The sequence below is a fragment of the Caulobacter sp. GW821-FHT11E11 genome (assembly GCF_058808315.1).
This window is the reverse complement of sequence record NZ_JBXARO010000005.1, coordinates 464,627-484,984: the sequence shown is the minus strand read 5'-3', so window position 1 is coordinate 484,984 and position 20,358 is coordinate 464,627. Positions and strand designations below refer to the sequence as shown.

Annotated in this window: 19 protein-coding genes and 1 pseudogene; 4 read left to right on the top strand and 16 right to left on the bottom strand. The window is 67.8% G+C overall.

Annotated elements, in window-relative coordinates; translation table 11 throughout:
• Window positions 1-219: 219 nt before the first annotated feature.
• Entirely contained in the window at window positions 220-1,755 is a 1,536-nt protein-coding gene (locus AC1RR5_RS15510) for an ATP-binding cassette domain-containing protein (RefSeq protein ID WP_492922618.1), read from the bottom strand.
• Window positions 1,752-3,365 (bottom strand): thiol reductant ABC exporter subunit CydD, encoded by a 1,614-nt coding sequence (gene cydD, locus AC1RR5_RS15505; RefSeq protein WP_492922670.1) that lies wholly within the window; start codon window positions 3,363-3,365, stop codon window positions 1,752-1,754. Before cydD ends, AC1RR5_RS15510 begins: the two co-directional genes overlap by 4 nt.
• A gap of 125 nt (window positions 3,366-3,490) precedes the next feature.
• Between cydD and AC1RR5_RS15500 the strand changes: the two genes are divergently transcribed.
• From AC1RR5_RS15500 to AC1RR5_RS15485, 4 genes are all read left to right on the top strand, one after another.
• Window positions 3,491-5,056 carry a cytochrome ubiquinol oxidase subunit I gene (locus AC1RR5_RS15500; RefSeq protein WP_492922616.1) on the top strand — a complete coding sequence of 522 codons (1,566 nt, stop codon included), beginning with the start codon at window positions 3,491-3,493 and terminating at the stop codon, window positions 5,054-5,056.
• Between the two features lie 14 nt (window positions 5,057-5,070).
• Window positions 5,071-6,222, top strand: a complete 1,152-nt coding sequence (gene cydB / locus AC1RR5_RS15495; RefSeq protein WP_492922614.1) for a cytochrome d ubiquinol oxidase subunit II — start codon at window positions 5,071-5,073, stop codon at window positions 6,220-6,222.
• 12 nt (window positions 6,223-6,234) lie between these two features.
• Window positions 6,235-6,354, top strand: a complete 120-nt coding sequence (gene cydX / locus AC1RR5_RS15490) for a cytochrome bd-I oxidase subunit CydX (RefSeq protein ID WP_291871791.1) — start codon at window positions 6,235-6,237, stop codon at window positions 6,352-6,354.
• A gap of 149 nt (window positions 6,355-6,503) precedes the next feature.
• Window positions 6,504-6,956: a chemotaxis protein CheW gene (locus tag AC1RR5_RS15485; RefSeq protein WP_454714141.1), complete on the top strand. Its 453-nt coding sequence runs from the start codon at window positions 6,504-6,506 to the stop codon at window positions 6,954-6,956.
• 75 nt (window positions 6,957-7,031) lie between these two features.
• On the opposite strand, the gene AC1RR5_RS15480 is transcribed toward AC1RR5_RS15485, so the two are convergent.
• The 14 genes and pseudogenes from AC1RR5_RS15480 to tet all read right to left on the bottom strand — a co-directional run bounded on the left by AC1RR5_RS15480 (window position 7,032) and on the right by tet (window position 20,300).
• Window positions 7,032-7,511 (bottom strand): ASCH/PUA domain-containing protein, encoded by a 480-nt coding sequence (locus AC1RR5_RS15480; RefSeq protein WP_492922612.1) that lies wholly within the window; start codon window positions 7,509-7,511, stop codon window positions 7,032-7,034.
• Window positions 7,512-7,621: 110 nt separating this feature from the next.
• Window positions 7,622-8,299: a ribosome biogenesis GTP-binding protein YihA/YsxC gene (gene yihA, locus AC1RR5_RS15475; protein WP_492922610.1), complete on the bottom strand. Its 678-nt coding sequence runs from the start codon at window positions 8,297-8,299 to the stop codon at window positions 7,622-7,624.
• On the bottom strand, window positions 8,299-10,152 hold the full coding sequence (gene yidC, locus AC1RR5_RS15470) for a membrane protein insertase YidC (RefSeq protein ID WP_492922608.1): 1,854 nt from the start codon (window positions 10,150-10,152) through the stop codon (window positions 8,299-8,301). The genes yihA and yidC overlap by 1 nt, the downstream gene beginning before the upstream one ends.
• A gap of 7 nt (window positions 10,153-10,159) precedes the next feature.
• Window positions 10,160-10,606, bottom strand: coding sequence for a ribonuclease P protein component (gene rnpA, locus AC1RR5_RS15465; RefSeq protein WP_492922606.1), 447 nt, complete (start codon window positions 10,604-10,606; stop codon window positions 10,160-10,162).
• Window positions 10,607-10,699: 93 nt separating this feature from the next.
• Complete coding sequence (gene rpmH, locus AC1RR5_RS15460; RefSeq protein WP_012284717.1) at window positions 10,700-10,834, bottom strand: 50S ribosomal protein L34; 135 nt, start codon at window positions 10,832-10,834, stop codon at window positions 10,700-10,702.
• A gap of 124 nt (window positions 10,835-10,958) precedes the next feature.
• Window positions 10,959-11,936 carry an NADPH:quinone oxidoreductase family protein gene (locus AC1RR5_RS15455; RefSeq protein ID WP_492922604.1) on the bottom strand — a complete coding sequence of 326 codons (978 nt, stop codon included), beginning with the start codon at window positions 11,934-11,936 and terminating at the stop codon, window positions 10,959-10,961.
• 156 nt (window positions 11,937-12,092) lie between these two features.
• Window positions 12,093-13,172, bottom strand: a pseudogene (locus tag AC1RR5_RS15450) (alpha/beta hydrolase); the annotation flags it as partial.
• Window positions 13,173-13,179: 7 nt separating this feature from the next.
• Complete coding sequence (locus AC1RR5_RS15445) at window positions 13,180-13,815, bottom strand: TetR/AcrR family transcriptional regulator (protein WP_454758674.1); 636 nt, start codon at window positions 13,813-13,815, stop codon at window positions 13,180-13,182.
• Window positions 13,816-13,867: 52 nt separating this feature from the next.
• Window positions 13,868-15,292 carry a flavin-containing monooxygenase gene (locus tag AC1RR5_RS15440; protein WP_492922602.1) on the bottom strand — a complete coding sequence of 475 codons (1,425 nt, stop codon included), beginning with the start codon at window positions 15,290-15,292 and terminating at the stop codon, window positions 13,868-13,870.
• 95 nt (window positions 15,293-15,387) lie between these two features.
• Window positions 15,388-15,639, bottom strand: a complete 252-nt coding sequence (locus tag AC1RR5_RS15435) for a DUF2164 domain-containing protein (RefSeq protein ID WP_454714150.1) — start codon at window positions 15,637-15,639, stop codon at window positions 15,388-15,390.
• Window positions 15,640-15,651: 12 nt separating this feature from the next.
• A complete protein-coding gene (locus AC1RR5_RS15430) occupies window positions 15,652-17,034 on the bottom strand; it encodes a flavin-containing monooxygenase (protein WP_492922600.1) in 1,383 nt (460 codons plus the stop codon).
• Between the two features lie 69 nt (window positions 17,035-17,103).
• Window positions 17,104-17,421 carry a hypothetical protein gene (locus AC1RR5_RS15425; protein ID WP_492922598.1) on the bottom strand — a complete coding sequence of 106 codons (318 nt, stop codon included), beginning with the start codon at window positions 17,419-17,421 and terminating at the stop codon, window positions 17,104-17,106.
• A 178-nt stretch (window positions 17,422-17,599) separates the two neighbouring features.
• A complete protein-coding gene (locus tag AC1RR5_RS15420; RefSeq protein ID WP_492922596.1) occupies window positions 17,600-19,051 on the bottom strand; it encodes a carotenoid oxygenase family protein in 1,452 nt (483 codons plus the stop codon).
• Window positions 19,052-19,088: 37 nt separating this feature from the next.
• Window positions 19,089-20,300 carry a Tet(A)/Tet(B)/Tet(C) family tetracycline efflux MFS transporter gene (gene tet / locus AC1RR5_RS15415; protein WP_492922594.1) on the bottom strand — a complete coding sequence of 404 codons (1,212 nt, stop codon included), beginning with the start codon at window positions 20,298-20,300 and terminating at the stop codon, window positions 19,089-19,091.
• Window positions 20,301-20,358 lie beyond the last annotated feature (58 nt).

Below are 20,358 nucleotides of genomic sequence, written 5' to 3'. Positions count from 1 at the left end.
TGGTCTTCCCGCCAATCAAAGGGAGATTTCGATGTCGGGCGGGCAAATGGCGTATCTGGGTCTGGTGATCGCGGCGTTCAGCGCGTTCGCCGTGGTGTTGCTGGTGACCTACATCCGCGTGAACATGAAGTAGGAGAACGCTCTCCTTCAGAGCAACAAGGCTTGTCATCCCGGGCGGCGCAGCCGACCTGGGACGACAAGCCTTGTTGCGCTTTGCGTCTACGGGCGCTTCATCTCCACCCGCCGCCCACACACCGCCGCGGGCGCCGCGCGGTGGCTGATCAGCACCAGGCCTTGGCCGGTGCGGGCCAGTCGCTGCTCCAGCCGTTCCACCACAAGCGCTTCGGTCACCGCGTCCAGGCCCTCGGTCGGCTCGTCCAGCAGCAGCCACGGGGCGTCGCGCAGATAGGCGCGGGCCAGGGCCAGCCGCCGGCGCTCGCCGCCCGACAGCCGCTCGCCGTCGTCGCCGAGATAGGCGGCCAGGCCCTGCGGCGCGGCGCGGATGCGGTCGGCCAGGGCGGCGTCTTCCAGCACTTCCCACAGCTGATCGTCGGTCGCCTTGGGCGCGGCGATGCGGAGGTTCTCGCGCACCGTGCCGGCGATCAGGCCGGCGTCCTGCGGCAGCCAGGCGAAGGCGGCGCGGGGCAGGGTGGTCTCGCCTCGGAGCCCCAGCAGGGTCTCGATGGCGGTGGTCTTGCCACAGCCGGAGGGGCCGACGATGGCCAGGCGTTCGCCGGGGTTCAGGGTCTCGCCCAGGATCGTAAGGGTCGGGACGCCTTCCAGCTTCGGCGAGGGCTGTGGCTGGTGACGTAGGATCGTGTCCAGCCGCTCGCGCGCTTCCCGCGCCGCGCCGTCCTGGTCGAAGGCGTGGGCGAGGCCGGCCAGGGCGTCGACGCCCATGGCTGCGGCGAGACCGGCCAGCGCCGCGAGCGCGGGACCCGTTGGCGCGGCGGTCGCGATGGCGGCGGCGACAGCGCCGCCGAGGATCACCGCCTGGCTGGCGACGATCATGCCCTGGGCGCGGGCGGCGGCCAGGCGGACGCCGTCCAGCTCTGCGGCCTTGGCGTTCAGGGTCTCACCGGCCCAGGCCTCCAGGCCGTAGGCGCGCAGCTCGGCGGAAGCGGCGACCAGGGCGGCGGCAGTCTCCTTCAGCGCTCCGACCTTGGCCTGGATGGCGGCGCGGGCCGGGGTCGAAAAGCGTTTGGCCAGGGCGCGGGCGGCCAGGATCGCCGCCAGGGCCGCGACCAGGATCACGACGGCCGGTGCGACGCCGGCCAACGCGGCGAGGGCGATAGCCGACGCCAGGCCCGCCACTGCGCTCCAGGGTGCGGAGAGCCGGACGAAGCGGGTCTCGATCGCGTCGACATCCTGCACCAGCCGGGCGGAGGCCTCGCCGCGTGACAGGCCCAGGGCCTCCGAGGGCGGCGCGGCGGCGAGGCTCGCGAACACCGCCGGACGGATGGCGGCCAGGGCGCGCAGGGCGGCGGTGTGTCCCGACAGCCGCTCGCCATACCGCGCGGCGGTGCGGCCTATGGCCAGCAGGCGGATCAGGGCGCTGGGGATCAGCACGTTGAACGTATGGGCTACAGCCAGCCCCGCCGCGCCGGCGAGGGCGCTGGCGACGATGAACCACCCCGACAGGCCCATCAGCACCGTCGACGCCGCGCCTAGAACGACCGCGCTGGCGATGGCCAGCTGCAGGGCGCCGGCGCGTTCGCGCTTCTGGGCGCGGATCAGGTGGTCGAGCGGGCTCACAGCCGCACCACCTGGTCGGCGAGGGCGGCCACGGCTTCCGAGTGCGTCGCGATGAGGGTCGTGCGGCCCTTGGCGGCTTCGCGGATGGCGTCCAGCAGGGCGGCCTCGGACGCTGCGTCCAGGTTCGCGGTCGGTTCGTCCAGCAGCAGGATCGGGGCGGGTTTGAGCAGGGCGCGGGCCAGGGAGAGGCGTCGCCGCTCGCCGCCGGAGAGGCCGCTGCCGCGCTCGTCGAGCACGAAGTCCAGGCCGCCAGGGCGGTCGAGGATCAGGTCGACGGCCTTCGCGGCGGCTTCGATCTCGGCGCGGCTGGCGTCGCGTCTGGCCAGGGCAATGTTGTCGGCGATCGAGGCGGGCAGGATCAGCGGCGACTGGCCGGCCCAGGCGATGTCGCCTTCCGCCTCGATGCGGCCGGCCGTGAGCGGCGCCAGATCCAGCAGTAGGTTCAGCAGCGAGCTCTTGCCCGCGCCGCTGGGGCCGACCAGGGCGGTGATGGTCCCGGCCTCGGCGACCAGCGAGAAGGTCTCCAGCGCCGGCGCGTCGGCGTCGGGATAGCGGACCGTGACGTTCTCGAACCGGATGGTCGGGGCCTTGGCTAGCACCGCCGCAACCGGACGAGGTTCGGGCGCCACGAAGGTCGACAGGCTGGCGCTCGCCGCCTCCGCCGCTTGGCGATCGTGATAGGCGGCGGCCAGGCGGCGCATCGGGGCGTAGACCTCGGGGGCCAGGGCCAGGACGAAGAAGGCGCGCTTCAGGTCCAGGGTCTCAGGGACCGGGAAGGGCAGCAGGCGCAGCAGGTTGAAGCCGCAATAGACCGCCACCAGCGCCACCGACAGGGCCGCGAAGAACTCCAGCGCCGCCGACGAGATGAAGGCCACGCGCAGCACGCGGATGGTGCGCTCGGCCAGCTCGGACGCCGAGCGCTTCAGGGCCGCCGTGGTCGTCCCTTCGGCCTGGAAGGCCAGCACCACGGGCAGGGCGCGGACGCGGTCGAGGAACAGGCCGCTCAATCGCTCCAGGGCCAGGAACTGGGCGCGGCTCTCGGCCGCCGCGGCCGTGCCGGCCAGGACCATGGCGGCGATAAAGGGGATCAGGGTCGCCAGCAGGATACCGGCGCAGATCGGACTGGCGAACGCGGCGACGGCGATCATCAGCAGCGGCAGGGCGGCGGCCGACAGACGAGCGGGCAAGAAGCGCGCGAAGAGCCCGTCCAGGGCCTCGACGCCTTCGACCAGCGCGGTGGTCGCCTCGCCGGCCGGGCGACGCGGGCCCCCAGACGTGTTTTTGGCGAAGATCGAGCGGGCGAGCTCGGCGCGAACGCCCGCCTTGCCCTCGGCCGCGGCCAGGGCTCCGGCGACGCCGGCGAGGTTGGCCAGCACGCCGCGAATCGCCATGGCGGTGACCATCAGGGCCAGCCACGGGGTGAGCGGAGCCTTCCGGACGATGGCGTCGATCCCGAACGCCAGCCCCGCCGCGAAGGCGATCGCGGCCAGGCCGTCCAACAACGGAAGCAGCCGCGCGCGTCGCCCAGCCGGGGTCGCGACGCGGCTTATCCCCGCCAACCAGCCCTTGCCCACCGAGATATGATCAATCTGTACTATGCGGGCGCCCATGGGTTGAGTGTAGGGTCGGTTCATCCGGAAGCCTTGATCCCGATCAAGGACCGGGCGGTCGCGACGGTCTAGGAGCTTTGGCTCTCGAACGGCGTGATCTTCGGCCGTTCGTCTCGGAGCTGTCCATGGACCCCGCCGTCATCGACCTGTCGCGCCTCCAGTTCGCGCTGACCGCCCTGTACCACTTCCTGTTCGTTCCGCTCACCATCGGGCTCAGCTTCATGCTGGTCATCATGGAGAGCGTCTATGTGATGACCAAGCGGCCGATCTGGCGAACCGTCACGCGTTTCTGGGGCGTGCTGTTCGGGATCAACTTCGCCCTGGGCGTCGCCACCGGCATCACCATGGAGTTCCAGTTCGGCATGAACTGGTCCTACTACTCGCACTATGTCGGCGACATCTTCGGCGCCCCGCTGGCAATCGAAGGGCTGATGGCCTTCTTCCTGGAGGCCACCTTCGTCGGGCTGATGTTCTTCGGCTGGGACAAGCTTTCCCGCGTCAGCCACCTGTTCGTGACCTTCATGGTCGCCCTGGGCACCAACCTGTCGGCGCTTTGGATCCTGGTCGCCAACGGCTGGATGCAGAACCCGATCGGGGCGGCCTTCAACCCCGACACCATGCGCATGGAGGTCTCCAGCTTCCGCGACGTGCTGTTCAACCCCGTCGCTCAGGCCAAGTTCGTGCATACGGTCAGCGCCGGTTATGTGATCGCCTCGGTGTTCGTGCTGGGCGTCTCGGCCTGGTACCTGCTCAAGGGCAAGCACATCGGCGTGGCCAAGCGGTCGATGACCGTGGCCGCCGCCTTCGGCCTGGCGTCCTCGTTGTCGGTCGTCGTGCTGGGCGACGAGAGCGGCTACGCCCTGACCGACAACCAGAAAATGAAGCTCGCGGCCCTGGAAGCCATGTGGGAGACGGAAGCGGCTCCGGCCGGCCTTACCGCCTTCGGCATCCCGGACCTCAAGGAACGCAAGACCCACGCCGAGATCAAGATCCCCTATGTCCTGGGCCTGATCGCCACCCGCAGCTTCGACAAGCCGGTGGAGGGCATCTTCTCGCTGGTCGCCAAGGCCGAGGACCGCATCGAGAGCGGCGTCATCGCCTACGGCGCGGTCGAAGCCCTGAAGGTCAATCCCAACGACGTCGCCGCCCGCGCCACCTTCGAACAGCACCGCCGCGACCTGGGCTACGCCCTGCTGCTCAAGCGCTATGTCGCCGATCCGCGCCAGGCGAGCCCTGAGCTGATCAAGACGACCGCCTGGGACGCTGTGCCCAATGTGCCGGTGATGTTCTGGAGCTTCCGGATCATGGCCGGGATCGGGGTGCTGATGATCGCGATGTTCGCCACCGCCTTCGTGCTGGTGACGATGCGCAAGCACGACACCAAGTGGTTCCTCTGGATCGCCGTGCTGGCCCTGCCGCTGCCGTGGATCTCCACCGAGCTGGGCTGGGTGCTGGCCGAGGTGGGGCGTCAGCCCTGGGCGGTGGACGGCGTGCTGCCGACCTTCCTGTCGGCCTCCAGCCTGACCGTCCCGCAGCTGCTGACCAGCATCGCGGTGTTCACCCTGCTGTACGGCGCGCTGGCCGTGGTCGAGGTCGGCCTGATCCTGCGCGCCATCAAGAAAGGCCCGTTCGCTCAGCATGACCCCGTCCCCGACGGCGAGCCCGCTGAGCCCGAACCGGCCGTGGCCTAAAGGAGCGCTGAGTCATGGAACTCCCAATCGACTACGCCACCCTTCGCGTCATCTGGTGGGCCCTGGTGGGCATCCTCCTGATCGGCTTCGCCCTCACCGACGGCTTCGACATGGGCGTGGGGGCTCTGTTGCCCTTCGTCGCCAAGGACGACGCCGAGCGGCGCATGGTGATCAACACCGTCGGGGCCACCTGGGAAGGCAACCAGGTGTGGTTCATCCTGGGCGGCGGCGCGATCTTCGCGGCCTGGCCGTTCGTCTACGCCATCAGCTTCTCGGGCTTCTACCTGGCCATGTTCGTCGTGCTGGCCGCGATGATCCTGCGGCCGGTCAGCTTCAAGTACCGGTCCAAGCGGCCGGACCCGCGCTGGCGGTCGTTCTGGGACTGGGGCCTGTTCATCGGCGGCTTCGTGCCGGTGCTGGTATTCGGCGTGGCCATGGGCAACGTGCTGCAAGGCGCGCCCTTCCGCCTGGATAGCGACCTGCGGGCCTTCTACGAGGGCGCCTTCATCGGCCTGTTCTCGCCGTTCGCCCTGCTGTGCGGCCTGCTGTCGGTGTCGATGCTGGTGCTGCACGGCGCGGCCTGGCTGACCGTCAAGGCCGAGGAAGGTCCGGTCACCGAACGCGCCCGCCGCATTGGCGAGATCGCCGGCCTGGCCAGCATCGTGCTGTTCGCGGCCGGGGGCTTCTGGGTGGCGTTCGGCGGCATGGGCTTCCGGATCGAAGGCCTGGCCGACGCGGCCGGTCCCTCGAACCCGCTGCGCGGCGCGGCCGCCGTGCGGGCCCCGGGCGCGTGGCTGGACAACTACGGCCGTCACGGCTGGATGATCATCGCCCCGGTGCTGGGCTTCGCCGGTGCGGCCCTGGCGCTCTACGGCATGCGGTTCAACAAGGCCTGGGCGGCGTTCGGCGGCTCTTCGGCCTCGGCGGTCGGCATCGTCGCCACCGTGGGCCTGTCGATGTTCCCGTTCATCCTGCCGAGCAGCTACGACCCGCGCTCGAGCCTGACGGTGTGGAACGCTTCGTCCACGCACCTGACGCTGTTCGTGATGATGATCGTCACGGCGGTCTTCCTGCCGCTGATCCTGCTGTACACGGCGTGGGTCTACAAAGTCCTGTGGGGCCGCAGCACCACCGGCGCCCTCGCCACCAACCCCGACCTGTACTGAGGAGAACGACCCATGTGGTACTTCACCTGGATCCTGGGCCTGGGCCTCGCCGTCGGCTTCGGCGTGCTGAACGGCATCTGGTACGAGTTCAACCTGTCGGACGAGGGCGACGAGGGGCTGGACGCGCCCTGACTCAAATCGAGGGGGCGCGACATTGCACCGCGCCCCTTCGAGCTCAGCCTTAACGGTTGTTAAAGGCGCTTCGGGCTCTTCTGGCATCCAGCCACGGGAGCGCGCCGAACGCGCCGCTCCGGGCAAGTCATCGACCGGGGACTACGACCATGACCGACAACACCGCGCCCGCGCTGGAACTGATCTCGTTCTGCATCGGCGAGCAGGAATTCTGCATCGACGTGAAGACGGTCCGCGAAATCCGCGGCTGGACCCCGGCCACCCCGATCCCGCACGCGCCGGCCTACATGCGCGGCGTCATCAACCTGCGGGGCGCGATCATGCCGGTCATCGACCTGCGCAACCGCCTGGGCCTGGGCGTCACCATCCCCGAGACCCGCCACGTTATCGTGGTCGTCGAGTGCCAGGACCGCCTGGCCGGCATCCTGGTCGACGCCGTGTCGGAAACCTTCACCGTGCCGCGCGACAGCCTGCAGCCGGCCCCGGACGTCGGCGTGGAAGAGCTGCGCTACATCCAGGCCATCATCTCGATGGAAAACCGTCTGATCACCTATCTGCGCATGGACGACGTGTTCCCGACCGTGATCCGCGAAGCGGCCTAAGGCCTCTTCTCTCCGAACAAAAGAAAAGCCGCCGAGGGTGACCTCGGCGGCTTTTCTCTGTGTGGTGTCCGAAGATCAGCCCTTGCGGACGATCCGGGCCGCGGCGGCGTGGAAGCCGGCTTCGGCGGCGGCCAGGTCGGCCACGGCGCCGTGGCGGTCGCGGGCCACGCCCATGTTACTGGCGGCGTAGCCTTCCGAGACCTTGCGGGCCTCCTGGGCGCGCAGGGCGGCGTTGGAGGCGGCGGTCTCGTGCCAGGTCGCCAGGCTCTCGGGCGTGACCTCGGCGTCGGCGTCCGGATGCGGCGCGACTTCACCGAAGCCGATGGCCACGAAGCCGTGGATGACGCCGCCATAGTCCTCTTCCGACAGCAGGAAGGTGATCTGACGCTCTTCGGCCTGGCCGGTATAGGCGTCGTCTTCCGGGTCGAACTCGCGCAGCACCAGGATGTCGCCGACCTTGAACTCGCGGTCGTTGCGGCGGATCTCGAAGCGCTTCTGGCCCGAGCGCACGGCGGCGAAGTACTTGGGCCAGGTCTTGAGTTCGTGGCGGTTCATGGCGGGCGGACTTTTCTAGACGGAACGGGAAGGCGGGGGTTCTGGCGATCGAACCCTAGCTTGAGGTTAATGGCGATCGAAAGGCTGTGGATGGCTCCACGGCCGCGTTTCTACTCGTCGATGCACAGCCGCACGATTTCCGCGCGCAGCTCCGGCATGCCCAGGCCCTTCTCCGAAGAGGTGGCCAGCACGCGCGGGAAGGCGGCGGCGCGCTTGGAGATGGCTTTCAGCGTCTCGGCCACGACCTTGTCGACTTCGTGCGGCTTGATCTTGTCGGCCTTGGTCAGGACGATCTGGTACGAGACCGCCGCCGTATCCAGGGCGTCCAGCGCCTCCAGGTCGACCTTCTTGAGGCCGTGGCGGGCGTCGATCAGGACATAGACGCGCTTCAGGTTCGGCCGGCCACGCAGATAGGCCCGGCCCAGATCCTGGAACTTGTCGGCGATCGAGCGCGAGACGCGCGCGAAGCCGTAGCCGGGCAGGTCGACCAGGCGCACCTGCTCGGCCAGCAGGAAGAAGTTGATCTCCCGCGTGCGGCCCGGCTCGTTCGAGGCGCGGGCCAGGTACTTCTGCCCCACCAGCCCGTTGATCAGGCTGGACTTGCCGACGTTGGAGCGGCCCGCGAAGGCCACTTCCGGCAGGTCGGGCGCGGGCATGGTGTCCATGCGCACCGCGCCCATCATGAACGAGACGGGCTGGGCGAAGAAAACCCGCGCCGTCTCGATCTGCTCTTCCGTGAACTCGGACTTGTCCGAGAAGTCGGGCTGGATGGTGGGTTCGTCGGTCATCAGGTCGCGCTAGCGGGCTTGCCCTGCAGGCGAGCGATGATCTTGTCGATCGGGTTCTCGACCTGGTAGCGGCGCATGATGATGTACTGCTGGATGATGGTCAGGACGTTGCTCCAGCACCAGTAGATCACCAGGCCCACCGCGAACTGCGACAGGGTGAAGGTGAAGATGATCGGGAACAGCTGGAAGATGCGCTGCTGGATGGGGTCGCCGGCCGGCGGGTTCATCGCCGTCGTCAGCCACATGGTGAAGCCGTACAGCAGCGGCCAGACGCCGATGTGCAGGGTGGTGCCCAGGAAGGCGCCGATCAGCGGGGCCGTCGCCGGATCCCAGGGGATCGCGCCGAACAGGTTGAAGATCGTCGTCGGATCGCGCGACGACAGGTCGTGGATCCAGCCGAAGAACGGCGCGTGGCGCATTTCGATGGTGACGGTCAGCACCTTGTACAGCGAGTAGAAGACCGGGATCTGCACCAGCATGGGCAGGCAGCCCATCATCGGGTTGATCTTTTCCTTGGCGTACAGCTGCATCATTTCCTGCTGCTGTTTCGCCGGGTCGTCCTTGTGCTTGGCCTTGAGCTTCTCGACCTCGGGCTGGATCTTCTTGATCTTGGCCATGCTCTCATAGCTCTTGTCCGCCATCGGATAGAGGACGAGCTTGAGCGCGACGGTCAGCAGCATGATGGCCAGGCCGAAGTTGCCGACCAGCTTGTAGAAGATCTCCAGCACGTTGAAGATCGGACGGGTGAACATGGAGAACATGCCCCAGTCCACGGCCCAGTCGAAGCGCGGGATCTCGGCCTTGCGGCTGTCCCAGAACTTCCACCACTCGGGCGCCTTGCCATCGTACTCGTACTTGCGCAGCAGCGGCACGGTCTTGGCGCCGGCGAACAGGCGGGTCTTCTGGACCAGGGTCGCGCCCGGGTTCAGGGCCTGGGTCGGGCCGACGATGTTGACGTCATAGACGTCGGTGCCGCCGACATTGGTCATGCGGTACTGGGCCTTGATGGTCTGGTCCTGGCTCGGGACCAGGGCCGCCAGCCAGTACTTGTCGGTGATGCCGGCCCAGCCGCCGACCGAGTCGAAGGTCGTGAGCGGCTTGTCCTTCTTCCACTTGCCGTACTTGTTCAGCTCCAGCTTCTGGTCCTTGCCCGAGCCCAGCACGCCGATGGCGCCTTCGTGGACGATCTGGGTCTTGCCCAGGTGGTCGGTGATGCCCTGGCGCTGGACGGTGGCGTAGGGGGCCAGCTGGAAGGCGGCCGTGCCGTTATTCTTGACGCTGTCGGTGACGGTGAACATCGCCTGGTCGTCGACGGCGATGACGCGGGTGAAGGTCAGGCCCTGGCCGTTGTCGAACGTCAGGGTGACGGGCGTGGTCGGACGCAGCACCTGGCCCGGCGCGGCGGTCCAGACGGTGCGGCTGTCGGGCAGGCCCGGCAGGTTGGCGCCAGCCCAGCCGAAATCGGCGAACCAGGCGTGCTCAGCGCCCTCGGGGCGAAAGAGCTCGACCGGCGGCGAGTTCTTGTCGGTGGTCTCGGCGTACTTGCGCAGGAACAGGTCGTCGATGCGGCCGCCCTTCAGGGCGATCGAGCCCGACAGGGCCGGGGTGTCGACGACGAGGCGCGGGCTGGCGGCCTTGGCCGCGTCGCGCGACAGGCGCAGCGGAGCGGGGTTGCCGTTGGCGTCCAGCGTCACGCCCGGCTGCGTCGCCACCTGGGCGGCCACGACCTTCTTGGCGCGCGCCTCGGCCTCGGCCTTGCGCTGTTGCGGACCCAGGACGAAGAACTGGTACCCGATCAGGATCGCGAACGCGCTGACGATGAACATCAGCGTGTTTTTGTTGTCGTTCTGCATGGAGCGCTTAACCGGAAACTTTTGGATCGGGTTGTTGGGAAGGGGCGTCTTCAGAGGATGCGCCTGTGTGACGCTTGGGAACCTTGGCTCCCCCGCGATCATACTCGGCGGCGAGGCTTATCAGCGCGGTTTTGACGTCGTCAAGCAAACGCCCCCATTCGCGCACCGTGGTTCCTCCGCGCGCTATGAACACATAGTCGTGCGAAGGGCGCGCATGAAGGGGCAGGACCAGCCGTGCGGCCTCTCGGAGGCGGCGTTTAGCGCGGTTTCGATCGACGGCCCCGCCGATCTTCTTGGTGGCGGTGAAACCGACCCGCACGGTGGGGTCCTCGTCGGGCCGCTTGCGCATCTGGATGAAGACGGCGCCGCGCGACAGGGCCGGGGCCTTGGCCGCCAGCAGGAAGTCTGGCCGTTTCCTGAGGCGCTCGAACTTGAGGCTCTGGACTTCAGCCATGAAAAAAGCCGCCTTTCCGGCGAGAACCTGAGACCAGGTCTGTGGAAAAGGCGGCTTTGATCATCGTCTTACCTCCCGAGGGAGGAAGAGAAATTAGGCGGTCAGGCGCTTGCGGCCCTTGGCGCGGCGACGCGCGACGATCTTTTGACCGTTCTTGGTGGCCATACGCGCGCGGTAGCCGTGACGGCGGGCGCGCACGAGCTTCGACGGCTGGAAGGTGCGCTTCACGACGTGGCTCCGAAATGCAAATACGTTGAACGCGAAACCAAGGGCTCCGCGAGTGAGGGGCGGTGGATAAAAGAACGGGCGAGGGATGTCAACCTGAGTCGGTTCAATCACTTGCCTGGCGGTGTCACGGAACGATCACCGCCTTGCCCACCACCTTGCGTCCGGCCAGCAGGTCGAAGGCGTCGCGCCAGCGATCCAGCGGCAGCTCGGCATGGACGTGGGGCCTTATGACGCCTTCGTCGGCCATCTTCCAGATCGCTTCGCCGTTCTCGCGGCCCTTGTCAGGAAACTGCCGGCTGTATTCGCCCGCGCGGACGCCCATGACCGAGAAGCCCTTGATCAGCGGCATGTTGACCGAGACGGTCGGGATCCGCCCCGAGGTGAAGCCGATGACCAGCAGCCGGCCGTCGAAGGCGATGCAGCGGACGCTCTCGTCGAACACGTCGCCGCCCACGGGGTCGTAGATCACGTCGGCTCCGTGGCCGCCGGTGATCGCCTTCACGCGCTCCCGGAAGCCCTGGGTGACGTTGACGACCGCGTCAGGGGCGTAGAGCGCCTGCACCTTGGCCAGCTTCTCATCCGACGCCGACGCCGCGATCACCCGCGCCCCCAGGGCCTTGGCCAGGTCCACCGCCGCCAGGCCCACACCGCCGGCCGCGCCGTGGACCAGCACCCACTCGCCCGGCTCCACCCGCGCGCGACGGACCAGGGCGACATAGGCGGTGAGATAGGCCGCGCCATAGGCGGCGGCCTCCGCGAACGACAGCCGCGCGGGCTTGGGCTTCAGGGCGCTCGCCGACAGCACCGCATACTCAGCGAACCCGCCCAGGCGCGCGCCGCCGACCACGGCGTCGCCGACCTGGAGGTTCGTGACCCCCTCGCCCAGCGCCGCGACTTCGCCGGCGAGGTCCAGGCCCGGCGTGAAGGGCAGGGGCGGCTTGAACTGGTACTCCCCGCGCGTCATCAGCAGATCGGGGAAGTTGACGCTGGCCGCGCGGACGCGGACCAGGACTTCGCCGGGACCTGGAGCAGGCGTTGGCACGTCACGGATGTGGCAGCCGGCGAAATCGGGAGCGAGATCCTCGACGACGAGGGCGCGCATGGCGGAACTCAAGGCCTTTCCTCTCCCCCGTTTCCCCGGCGAAAGCCGGGGCCCAGATGCAGCCTGAGCGGTTTGGGATGATCCGAGATGCGTCCCGTCAGCTTGTCGGACGCTCCGGGTTCGATCTGGGTCCCGGCTTTCGCCGGGAAGACGGATCTATTGAGCGGCCCGAGCGTCAAACGTTTCCCGCACCAGCCCCGCGATCTCGCGGCAAGCTCCGTCGGCCGCCGGAATGGCGCCCGTGAACGCCGTGAAGCCATGCGCCAGACTGTCGTAGCAGCGGTACAGCACCGGCACGCCCGCCGCCTGCAGGCGCTTGGCATACCCCTCGCCCTGGTCGACCAGCGGGTCGAAGCCGGCCGTGGCGATCACCGCCGGGGCCAGGCCGCCCAAGTTTGCCGTCTTGTCCGGCGACAGGCGCGGGTCGGCCGGGTCGGCGTCGGCGCTCATATAGTGGCCCATGAACCAGTCCATGGTCGCGCGGGTCAGGGGATAGGCGTCGGCATAGGTGGTCATTGAGGCCGTCTCGCTGGCCACATCCACGGCGGGGTAGATCAGGATCTGGGCGGCCGGCTGCGGCTCGCCCTTGCGCTGCAGCTCCTGGGCGATGATGGCCGCGAAGTTGCCGCCCATGCTGTCGCCGCCGATGGCCGGCGGGACCGCCGCCGCGCCGAAGCGCCCCGCGTTGTCGCGCGCCCAGCGATAGGCGGCCAGCACGTCCTCCAGCCCGGCCGGGAACTTGTGGTCCGGGGCCAGGCGGTAGTCGACCGAGATCACCGCCGTGCGCACGATCCGCGCCAGGATCGAACAGAAGGCGTGGCAGGTCTCGAGATCCCCGATCACTCCACCGCCCATGTGGGCGTAGACGATCAGGGGCGCGTTCGAGTCCTGGTTCTCCGGACGATAGGCGCGGGCCGGGATCGGGCCGTTCGGGCCTTCGATCGACAGGCTCTCGGTGCGCACGCCCGGCTCCAGCGGACCCTGGACGGCGGCCAGGCCCTTGGCGCTGCCGGCCACGGCTTCGGCGGGCGACACGCTGCTCATCGGCGGCATCTTCTTGGCCGCGTGGGCGAAGAACTGGAAGCGGGGGTCCAGGGTGCGGCCGCCCTTGTAGACGACCCCACCGCCCGACATGGCCCGCAGGACCGGGCTGGGCAGCGACATGATCAGTTTCAGGATGGTCTTCTGGGCGGCGTCCGAGGCCATGTTTTGCTCCCCACTCTTTGTTGTTGTTCTTGGTCTTCTACAGTCTCGGCAGGGCTGGCAGCCCGCCCAGGATCAGCTTGACGGCGAAGTCCGCCGCGCCCTCGGTGTCGACGGGCCGCCGCTCCAGCATCTTGTCGCCGATCTCGCGGGCCACCGCGATACAGGCCGTGGTCAGGTAGTCGAGGTCGACGGGCGGGGCGTGCTCGCGCTCCAGCACCCGGGCGAAGGCCTCGCGCACCTCGTCGAACACCGCCACCACCTCGGGCGTCGAGCGGGCGTGCGGGATCTGTTCGCCAGGTGGACGATCCATCCGCCAGGCCTCCTGCTCGGTGGCCACGAAGTTGAAATAGGCCAGGATCGCTCCGCGCACGAAGCTCTCGAAATCGGTGGCCTTCTCGGACTGTTCGCGCAGCAGCGGCCGGAAGCGGCGGGCGCCGTCATCGGCCAGGGCGTCGAACACCTCCTCCTTCGACTTGTAGTAGTTGTAGAAGGTGCCCGAGGCCAAACCCGTGCGGCGGATGATGTCGCGCACCGTGGCGGCGTCGTAGCCCAGCTCGCCGAACACCTCGCGCGCGGCGTCCAGGATCGCCTGGCGATTGGCGGTCTTGGTGCGTTCCCGCTTTCCCGGCCGCTGGTCGACATGGGGTTTCGGGAAGTAGGCGATATTCGACATGGACCGCGACTCGAAGGCGGGGTGTTCGTGACGCCCCGTCATGATCACAGCCTTACTCCGCGGCAACACGCAAGGCTTTCGCCGCTCGCGGTTGAATTGGCAGTGGGTTGCCGGCCGCCTTGGCCCGCTTCACGCCCCGCTTAAGCTCCTTGCGCAGATCAAAGGCGTACTCGCCGCAATTGATCTGGATGGTGTGCCGGGCCGAGGCGACATAGTGCGACTTCACCCCCTGGTGCATGGCGTCGCGCTCGGCGGCCATGGTCGCGGCGTCGGGCATGGCGTAGCGGCCGGTCAGGTAGGCGGCGATCAGCTTCGACTGCTCCTCGGCGATCGGCATCATGGCGCATAGCGGCTGGACCAGGGCGACCATGAAGAGGTTGTCGAACCGGGGATCGACCATCCGCTTCCACAGGGCGATGTCGTTGTCGGGCGCGTCCAGGGTCAGGGTGTCGAAGAACGGGAAGGTGATCTTGTAGCCGGTGCACCAGATCACCGCGTCGGCCTCGACGACCGAGCCGTCCTTGAAGAACACCTGCTTGCCGTCGAACCGCTCGATGTCGGGCTTGATGCTCACGTCGCCCGAGCCGATGCGGTTGTAGAGCTCGTGGCTGATCGCCGGGTGGCTGGCCCCGAAGTCGTGGTCGGGCTTGGGCAGGCCGTGGTCCTCGGGCCGGCCGTGCACGGCGGCGATCTTCTTCTCCAGCATCCGGGCGACCATCTTGCCGGGCAGCAGGCGCGACAGCAGCGGCGGGTCTTGGCTCGGATGGTTGTTGAAGTGGTCCAGCACCTCGTTGCCGAAGTAACGCGGCACCACCCAATAGCCCCGGCGCACCGACAGATAGACCTCGTCGGCGTTTTCCTTGCGACCCAGCTCGCAGGCGAGATCCAGGGCCGAATTGCCGAAGCCGACGATCACCACCTTCTTGCCGCGCAGGTTCTCGGGCGTGGCGGGGTCGATGTAATAGTGGCTGTGCATCTCCAGCCCGTCGAACTTGCCGGGCGGTTTCGGGTCGGGCCAGCGCGGATCCCAGTGGTGACCGTTGGCGACGCACAGCACGTCGTAGAGCCGCTTCTCGCCGCTCTCCAGGGTGATCTCCCAGATCCCGTCGTCGCGCCGCTTGGCCCAGGTCACCGCGCACTGGAAGGTGATGTGCTGGCGAAAGCCGAAGTGGTCGACGTAACTGTCGAAGTACCGGGCGATATGGCTGTGGTGCGGATAGTCCGGATAGTCGGCCGGCATCGGAAAGTCCGAATAGGCCATCTTGTCCCGGCTGGTGTTGATGTGCAGCGAGCGATAGGCGCTGCTCATGCCGTTGCGGTTCTGGAACACCCAGTTGCCGCCGATCCGGTCCGAGGCCTCGAAGCAGTCGAACGGGATGCCGGCCGCGTACAGCTGCTTGCAGGTGGCGATGCCCGAGCTGCCCGCGCCGATGACGCAGACGCGGGGCAGGGCGAAGGCGGCGGAGCCGTCGGCCATCGAGCTTCCTCCCGTCGCCGGTGAGCCAGCGACTTATCGTTGTTCAGGAAGCATGCGCCGCTGACGGTGTGCGTCAATGTTTACGCGAGGGGAAGTTAGAGCCCCTTCACAGGAACCTCGATCTCGTAGACCGCCTCGGTGATCGCCTCCAGTTTCTCGCGGTACAGCGCCGAGGCGTCGTGGAGGCCCTGGTTGTAGTAGTACGGCCCCAGCCGCTCGTTGATGAAGTCGAGCAGGAATTCGGCGTCGAAACCCTTCACCTCCAGATCCAGCTCGGTCCGCAGATAGTCCGACAGCCCCCCGACCAGCTTGGCGCGGGTGTCCTTGTCGAAGGTGATCTTGGGCATGCGCGAATCCAATCAGGAGGCCAATAGCGGCTCCGTCTTGATCTCAGCCAGGGCCGCGACTGGCAACCGTCCGCCGGCCGCCTTGGCGCGCGCCTCGCCCTTGGCGATCTCCTTCTTGAGGTCGGCGCAATAGACGTTGAAGTCGACCTGGATGGTGTGGCGGGCCGAGGCGTAGAACTGGCCGGTGTGGCGTTCCTCGTCCTTCTGGGTGATGCGGATCATCTCGGCTTCAGACGGCGGCGCATATTTCCCGGCCAGGTATCCCGCCGCCAGCTTGGCCTGCTGCTCGGCGAAGTTCACCAGGGTCGGCAGCGGCTGGGCCAGGCCCATGAAGAACAGGTTCGGCACGCCCGGCTGCATCATCCGCTTGAACAGCGGGAAGCGGTGGTCGGCATTGGGCAGCAGGGCCGGGTCGTCGAAGAACGGGAAGCTGATCTTGTAGCCGGTGGCGAAGACGATCGCGTCGACCTCCTCGACCGTGTCGTCGGCGAAGCGCACGCGCTTGCCCTCCAGCGCCTTGATGGCCGGCTTGAACTTGATGTCGCCGCAGCCGGCGCGGGTCAGGAACTCGCCCGAGACCGACGGGTGGGCCTCCAGGGGCTCATGGTCGGGCTTGGGCAGGCCGTAGTCCTCCATCCGGCCGATGGTCTTCTTGATCACCGAGCGCGCCAGCTTCAGGCCCAGTTTCTTGGGCATCCAGGCGGGCATGGCGCTTTTGTCGGCCGGCTTGCCGTTCAGGTATTTCGGGAACACCCATACGCCGCGCCGGGCCGAGACCCAGAGGGTCTTGGCGATCGGCCGTTGGGAGAGTTCGCTGGCGATGTCCATGGCCGAATTGCCCATGCCGACCACGACGACGTTCTTGCCGCGCATGTCCACCGGATCGAACGGGTCGCTGTAGGCGTGGGCGTGGAAGGCGGGGCCGTCGAACTCGCCCGGATATTCCGGAATGCGCGGATCCCAGTGGTGGCCGTTGCAGACGAACAGCACGTCGTAGAGCCGCGTCTCGCCCGTGGAGAGCGTCACCGACCACAGGCCCTCGTCGGTGCGGCGGGCGGTCTCGACGCGGGTGTTGAAGGTGATCGTCTCGCGCAGGCCGAAGTGGTCGACATAGTCCTTGAAGTACTGGAACAGCTGCGCGTGGTGCGGGAAGTCGGGCCAGTCCTTCGGAACCGGTAAGTCCTCGAACGCCAGCCGCCACTTGCTGGTGTCGATATGCAGGCTCTCGTAGCAGGCGGACATGCCGTTGGGGTTCTTGAAGTACCAGTTGCCCCCGACCTCGTCGGACATCTCGAAGCAGTCGTACGGGACGCCGTAGTCCTTCAGCCGCTTGATCGTGGTGAAGCCGCTGCAGCCCGCGCCGATGACGCACGCCTTCGGGAGCTTGAGCGACATTTCACCCTCCTGACTTATCGTTGTTCAGGAGCGTATCAGCGTTATGCGGAGCGGCAAGCGGACCTTAGGTCAGCGGAACCTGGGGGCGGTGTAGGTCGCCTTACACGAGGCGGCGCACTGGGCGTAGAGGCTGCCGCAACTGCCGTCGTCGCCGTCGACGCCGCAGAAATAGAGCTGCTTGGCGCACGAGGCTCGGCACTGTCCGGCGTCGCCGCCGGGGCGCTGGGAGGCCAGCGGGACCAGGGGCGGCAGGACGTAGTTCTGTGTGTCGGGCAGCGCCTGCGAGGCCATGGCCACCGGCTTGGGCGGCGCCTTGGCGGCGACCTTCTGCGCCAGGGCGGGGCCGGCGGTGGTCAGGATCAGCAGGGCGAGCAGGGCGCGGCGCATGGGACCACCCTAGCGCGGTAGGGTAAAAGCCGGATTAACCATGTTTCCCCTTCTCCCCTTGCGGGAGAAGGTGTCGGCGAAGCCGACGGATGAGGGGTTGAAAGGCCTGTCCGGATAGCGGAGCGCGACCCCTCACCCGGCCCTGCGGGCCACCCTCTCCCGCAAGGGGAGAGGGGAGCTACTCCCGCAACATCTCCCGCCCCGCCCACACCGAGTGCGTCCCGCTGCTGAGCTTGTGCGGCAAGGCCACCCGGCAGACGATCTGGAAGGTCTTGGCGTCGACGATCGCGCACTCCGAGGTTCCCCGGTTCTCGTCGATCAGGAAACTCACCAGATAACCGTCATCCTCGTCGACCGCCCCGACCTTCGGCGCGAACGGGGCCTCGCTGGCGTAGACGCCTTCGGGCAGCTGGATCGACCAGCTCTCGCCCGTCTCCAGGTCGTGTTTCACGAACCCGTTGAACAGGAACCAGCCCGGCTTGGACGTGGTGGAGTACGCATACCGATACGGCTTGCCGGCGTATTTCTGGTTGAACATGCCGAACTCCAGCACCCGGTCGTCCAAGTGCTTTTCGGTCGTCTCGCCGGTCTTCAGGTTGAAGCGCCAGCGGTGCAGTTTCGAACGGAAGCTGTGCTCGTCCAGATAGGCCATCAGGTGGTTGTGGCCGTCCGGCGCGGTCTCCAGCGGGCGCGGGATCGGGTTCTCCTGGAAGTAGCCGTCCAGCACCACCTCGTCGCCGTCCTCATAGGCGTTGAGCCAGTGCAGCACATAGGTCGGCACGGCTTCGAACCAGCGCGGCTCGCCGCCGGCGCGGGGCACCAAGGCGAAGCGCGACGGCAGGCCCTTGTGCAGGCGCACGGCGTGGATGCCCTTGGCCATCAGGTCCTGATCCCAGAACACCGGCAGGTCGTTGAGGATCGCGTACTGCGACGAGAAGGTCATGTCGTGCGGCAGGCGCGGGCCGGGCAGGGGCACGCCCTGGTAGACGCTGCGCTTGCCGGCCGCGTCGACCACGCCGTAGTGCATGTAGGGCCAGGTCTTGGAGTAGTTGAAGAACATCAGCTCGCCCGTGGCCTCGTCGACCTTGGGGTGGGCCGAGACGCCTTCCAGCGGAGCCCAGGCCGCGACGCCCAGGTTCTCCAGGGTCAGGGGATCCAGGCGATAGGCCTCGCCGCACTGGTAGAAGGTGGCGATGGCCTCGCCGTTGTGGACGACGATGTCGGTGCTGGCGGTGTCCTTCAGGCCGCCATGGGCGCCAAAGCCGGGCAGCTTGGAGGTCCCCGGACCGTCCATCAGCCCGCCCCACAGGCCCTCGCCGGCTTCCTGCTCGGCCTCGAAGCATCGTGTACGGATGAAGCGGTTGCGATAGGTCGCCTCACCGCCCTTGAACTCGATGGCGTGGACCATGCCGTCGCCATCGAAGGGGTGGTAACGACCGACCGGGTCGTGGACCGGGTTCTCGGTGTTGCGCAGATAGACGCCGTCCAGGTCGGTCGGGATGGCGCCTTCCAGCACCTCCAGGTCCCAGGCGTTGACCTCCTCGTGCAGCGGCGTCCAGGCGCCGGTCATGTACGGGTGGTTGGTCGGCGACAGCGAGGTCCGCACCTTGGGCAGGCGATCGACTTTCATGGGGCTTCCTCCGCTTTGGAAGGGACCCTAGATCCGGTCAGTCCTGTTGTGCAAGCTTGCCCTGACGTCCACTCAAGAGGATCGGCAGGCACAGCAGGCCGATCGCCGCGCCAGCCGCCCACACTAGGCCCGGGAACCAGCCGCGGCTGGCGAAATAGACCTGGGCGATGACCACCGGGCCGATGACCGAGGCCAGGCTGGCCAGGCTGGCCATCACGCCCTGAAGGCGGCCCTGCTGGTCCTCGCCGACCTGGGCCGACAGCATTGAGGCGATGGCCGCGTGGCCGATGCCGCCCAGGCAGAAGAACGGCAGCAGCGCGAACGCCATCCAGCCCTTGTTGGCCAGCGCGATGGCCAGATAGGCGAAGGCGTCGCAGACGATGGCGATGACCAGGGTCTTGCGCTCGCCGAACCGCTCGGCGACCGGTCCGGCCACGAAGGCCTGGGCCAGGGCGGTGAAGACGCCGAAGCCCGCCAGCGAGAAGCCGACCGTCCACGGATCCCAGGCGAACTTGTCCTCGCCGTACAGCACCCAGATCGTGCCGCCGACCTCGCCGGTGATGGCCAGGAGGACGAAGGCGGCCATCAGCGGCAGCAGGGCCGGAAACGCCGTCGCCCAGCGCAGCGAGCCGAACGGGTTGAAGGCCGCCAGGTCGAACGGCTTGGCGCGGCTCTCGGCCAGGCTCTTGTGCGACTCCGGCAGGATGAAGACGGCCATCAGGAAGTTGACGCCGTTCAGCGCCGCCGCCGCCAGGAACGGGGCGCGGGTCCAGACCTCGCCCAGGAAGCCGCCCATCACCGGACCCAGGATGAAGCCCACGCCGAACATGGCGCTGAACAGGCCAAAGCGGCGGGTGCGCTGCGCCTCGGGCGTGATGTCGGCGATATACGCCTGGGCGACGGCCATGTTGGCCCCGGTGATCCCGGCGATGGCGCGACCGACGAACAGCCAGGCCAGCGACGGCGCCAAAGCCATGAACACATAGTCGATCGCCGCGCCGGCCAGCGAGACCAGCAGCACCGGCCGCCGGCCGACCTTGTCGCTCAGCGCGCCCAGCACCGGGGCGCACAGGAACTGCATCAGGGCGTAAAGGCCCAGAAACGCCCCGAACCGCCAGCCCAGATCGCCGGTGTGGCCGACCTCGCGCAGCAGGCTCGGGATGATCGGCATGACCAGGCCGATGCCGACGGCATCCAGCATCACGGTGGCCAGGATCAGGGGGAAGGCGAGTTCAGCGCGGCTTTTCATAAAATTTATCATCGATAAAGTTCCTTATCGGCGATAAAGTCGAGATCGGCCGCGAGGT

Coding starts and splice junctions, on each gene's coding strand:
- cydD (WP_492922670.1), bottom strand. CDS start 3,365: ATGGGCGCCCGCATAGTACAGATTGATCATATCTCGGTGGGCAAGGGC.
- AC1RR5_RS15500 (WP_492922616.1), top strand. CDS start 3,491: ATGGACCCCGCCGTCATCGACCTGTCGCGCCTCCAGTTCGCGCTGACC.
- cydB (WP_492922614.1), top strand. CDS start 5,071: ATGGAACTCCCAATCGACTACGCCACCCTTCGCGTCATCTGGTGGGCC.
- cydX (WP_291871791.1), top strand. CDS start 6,235: ATGTGGTACTTCACCTGGATCCTGGGCCTGGGCCTCGCCGTCGGCTTC.
- AC1RR5_RS15485 (WP_454714141.1), top strand. CDS start 6,504: ATGACCGACAACACCGCGCCCGCGCTGGAACTGATCTCGTTCTGCATC.
- AC1RR5_RS15480 (WP_492922612.1), bottom strand. CDS start 7,511: ATGAACCGCCACGAACTCAAGACCTGGCCCAAGTACTTCGCCGCCGTG.
- yihA (WP_492922610.1), bottom strand. CDS start 8,299: ATGACCGACGAACCCACCATCCAGCCCGACTTCTCGGACAAGTCCGAG.
- yidC (WP_492922608.1), bottom strand. CDS start 10,152: ATGCAGAACGACAACAAAAACACGCTGATGTTCATCGTCAGCGCGTTC.
- rnpA (WP_492922606.1), bottom strand. CDS start 10,606: ATGGCTGAAGTCCAGAGCCTCAAGTTCGAGCGCCTCAGGAAACGGCCA.
- AC1RR5_RS15455 (WP_492922604.1), bottom strand. CDS start 11,936: ATGCGCGCCCTCGTCGTCGAGGATCTCGCTCCCGATTTCGCCGGCTGC.
- AC1RR5_RS15445 (WP_454758674.1), bottom strand. CDS start 13,815: ATGTCGAATATCGCCTACTTCCCGAAACCCCATGTCGACCAGCGGCCG.
- AC1RR5_RS15440 (WP_492922602.1), bottom strand. CDS start 15,292: ATGGCCGACGGCTCCGCCGCCTTCGCCCTGCCCCGCGTCTGCGTCATC.
- AC1RR5_RS15435 (WP_454714150.1), bottom strand. CDS start 15,639: ATGCCCAAGATCACCTTCGACAAGGACACCCGCGCCAAGCTGGTCGGG.
- AC1RR5_RS15430 (WP_492922600.1), bottom strand. CDS start 17,034: ATGTCGCTCAAGCTCCCGAAGGCGTGCGTCATCGGCGCGGGCTGCAGC.
- AC1RR5_RS15425 (WP_492922598.1), bottom strand. CDS start 17,421: ATGCGCCGCGCCCTGCTCGCCCTGCTGATCCTGACCACCGCCGGCCCC.
- AC1RR5_RS15420 (WP_492922596.1), bottom strand. CDS start 19,051: ATGAAAGTCGATCGCCTGCCCAAGGTGCGGACCTCGCTGTCGCCGACC.
- tet (WP_492922594.1), bottom strand. CDS start 20,300: ATGAAAAGCCGCGCTGAACTCGCCTTCCCCCTGATCCTGGCCACCGTG.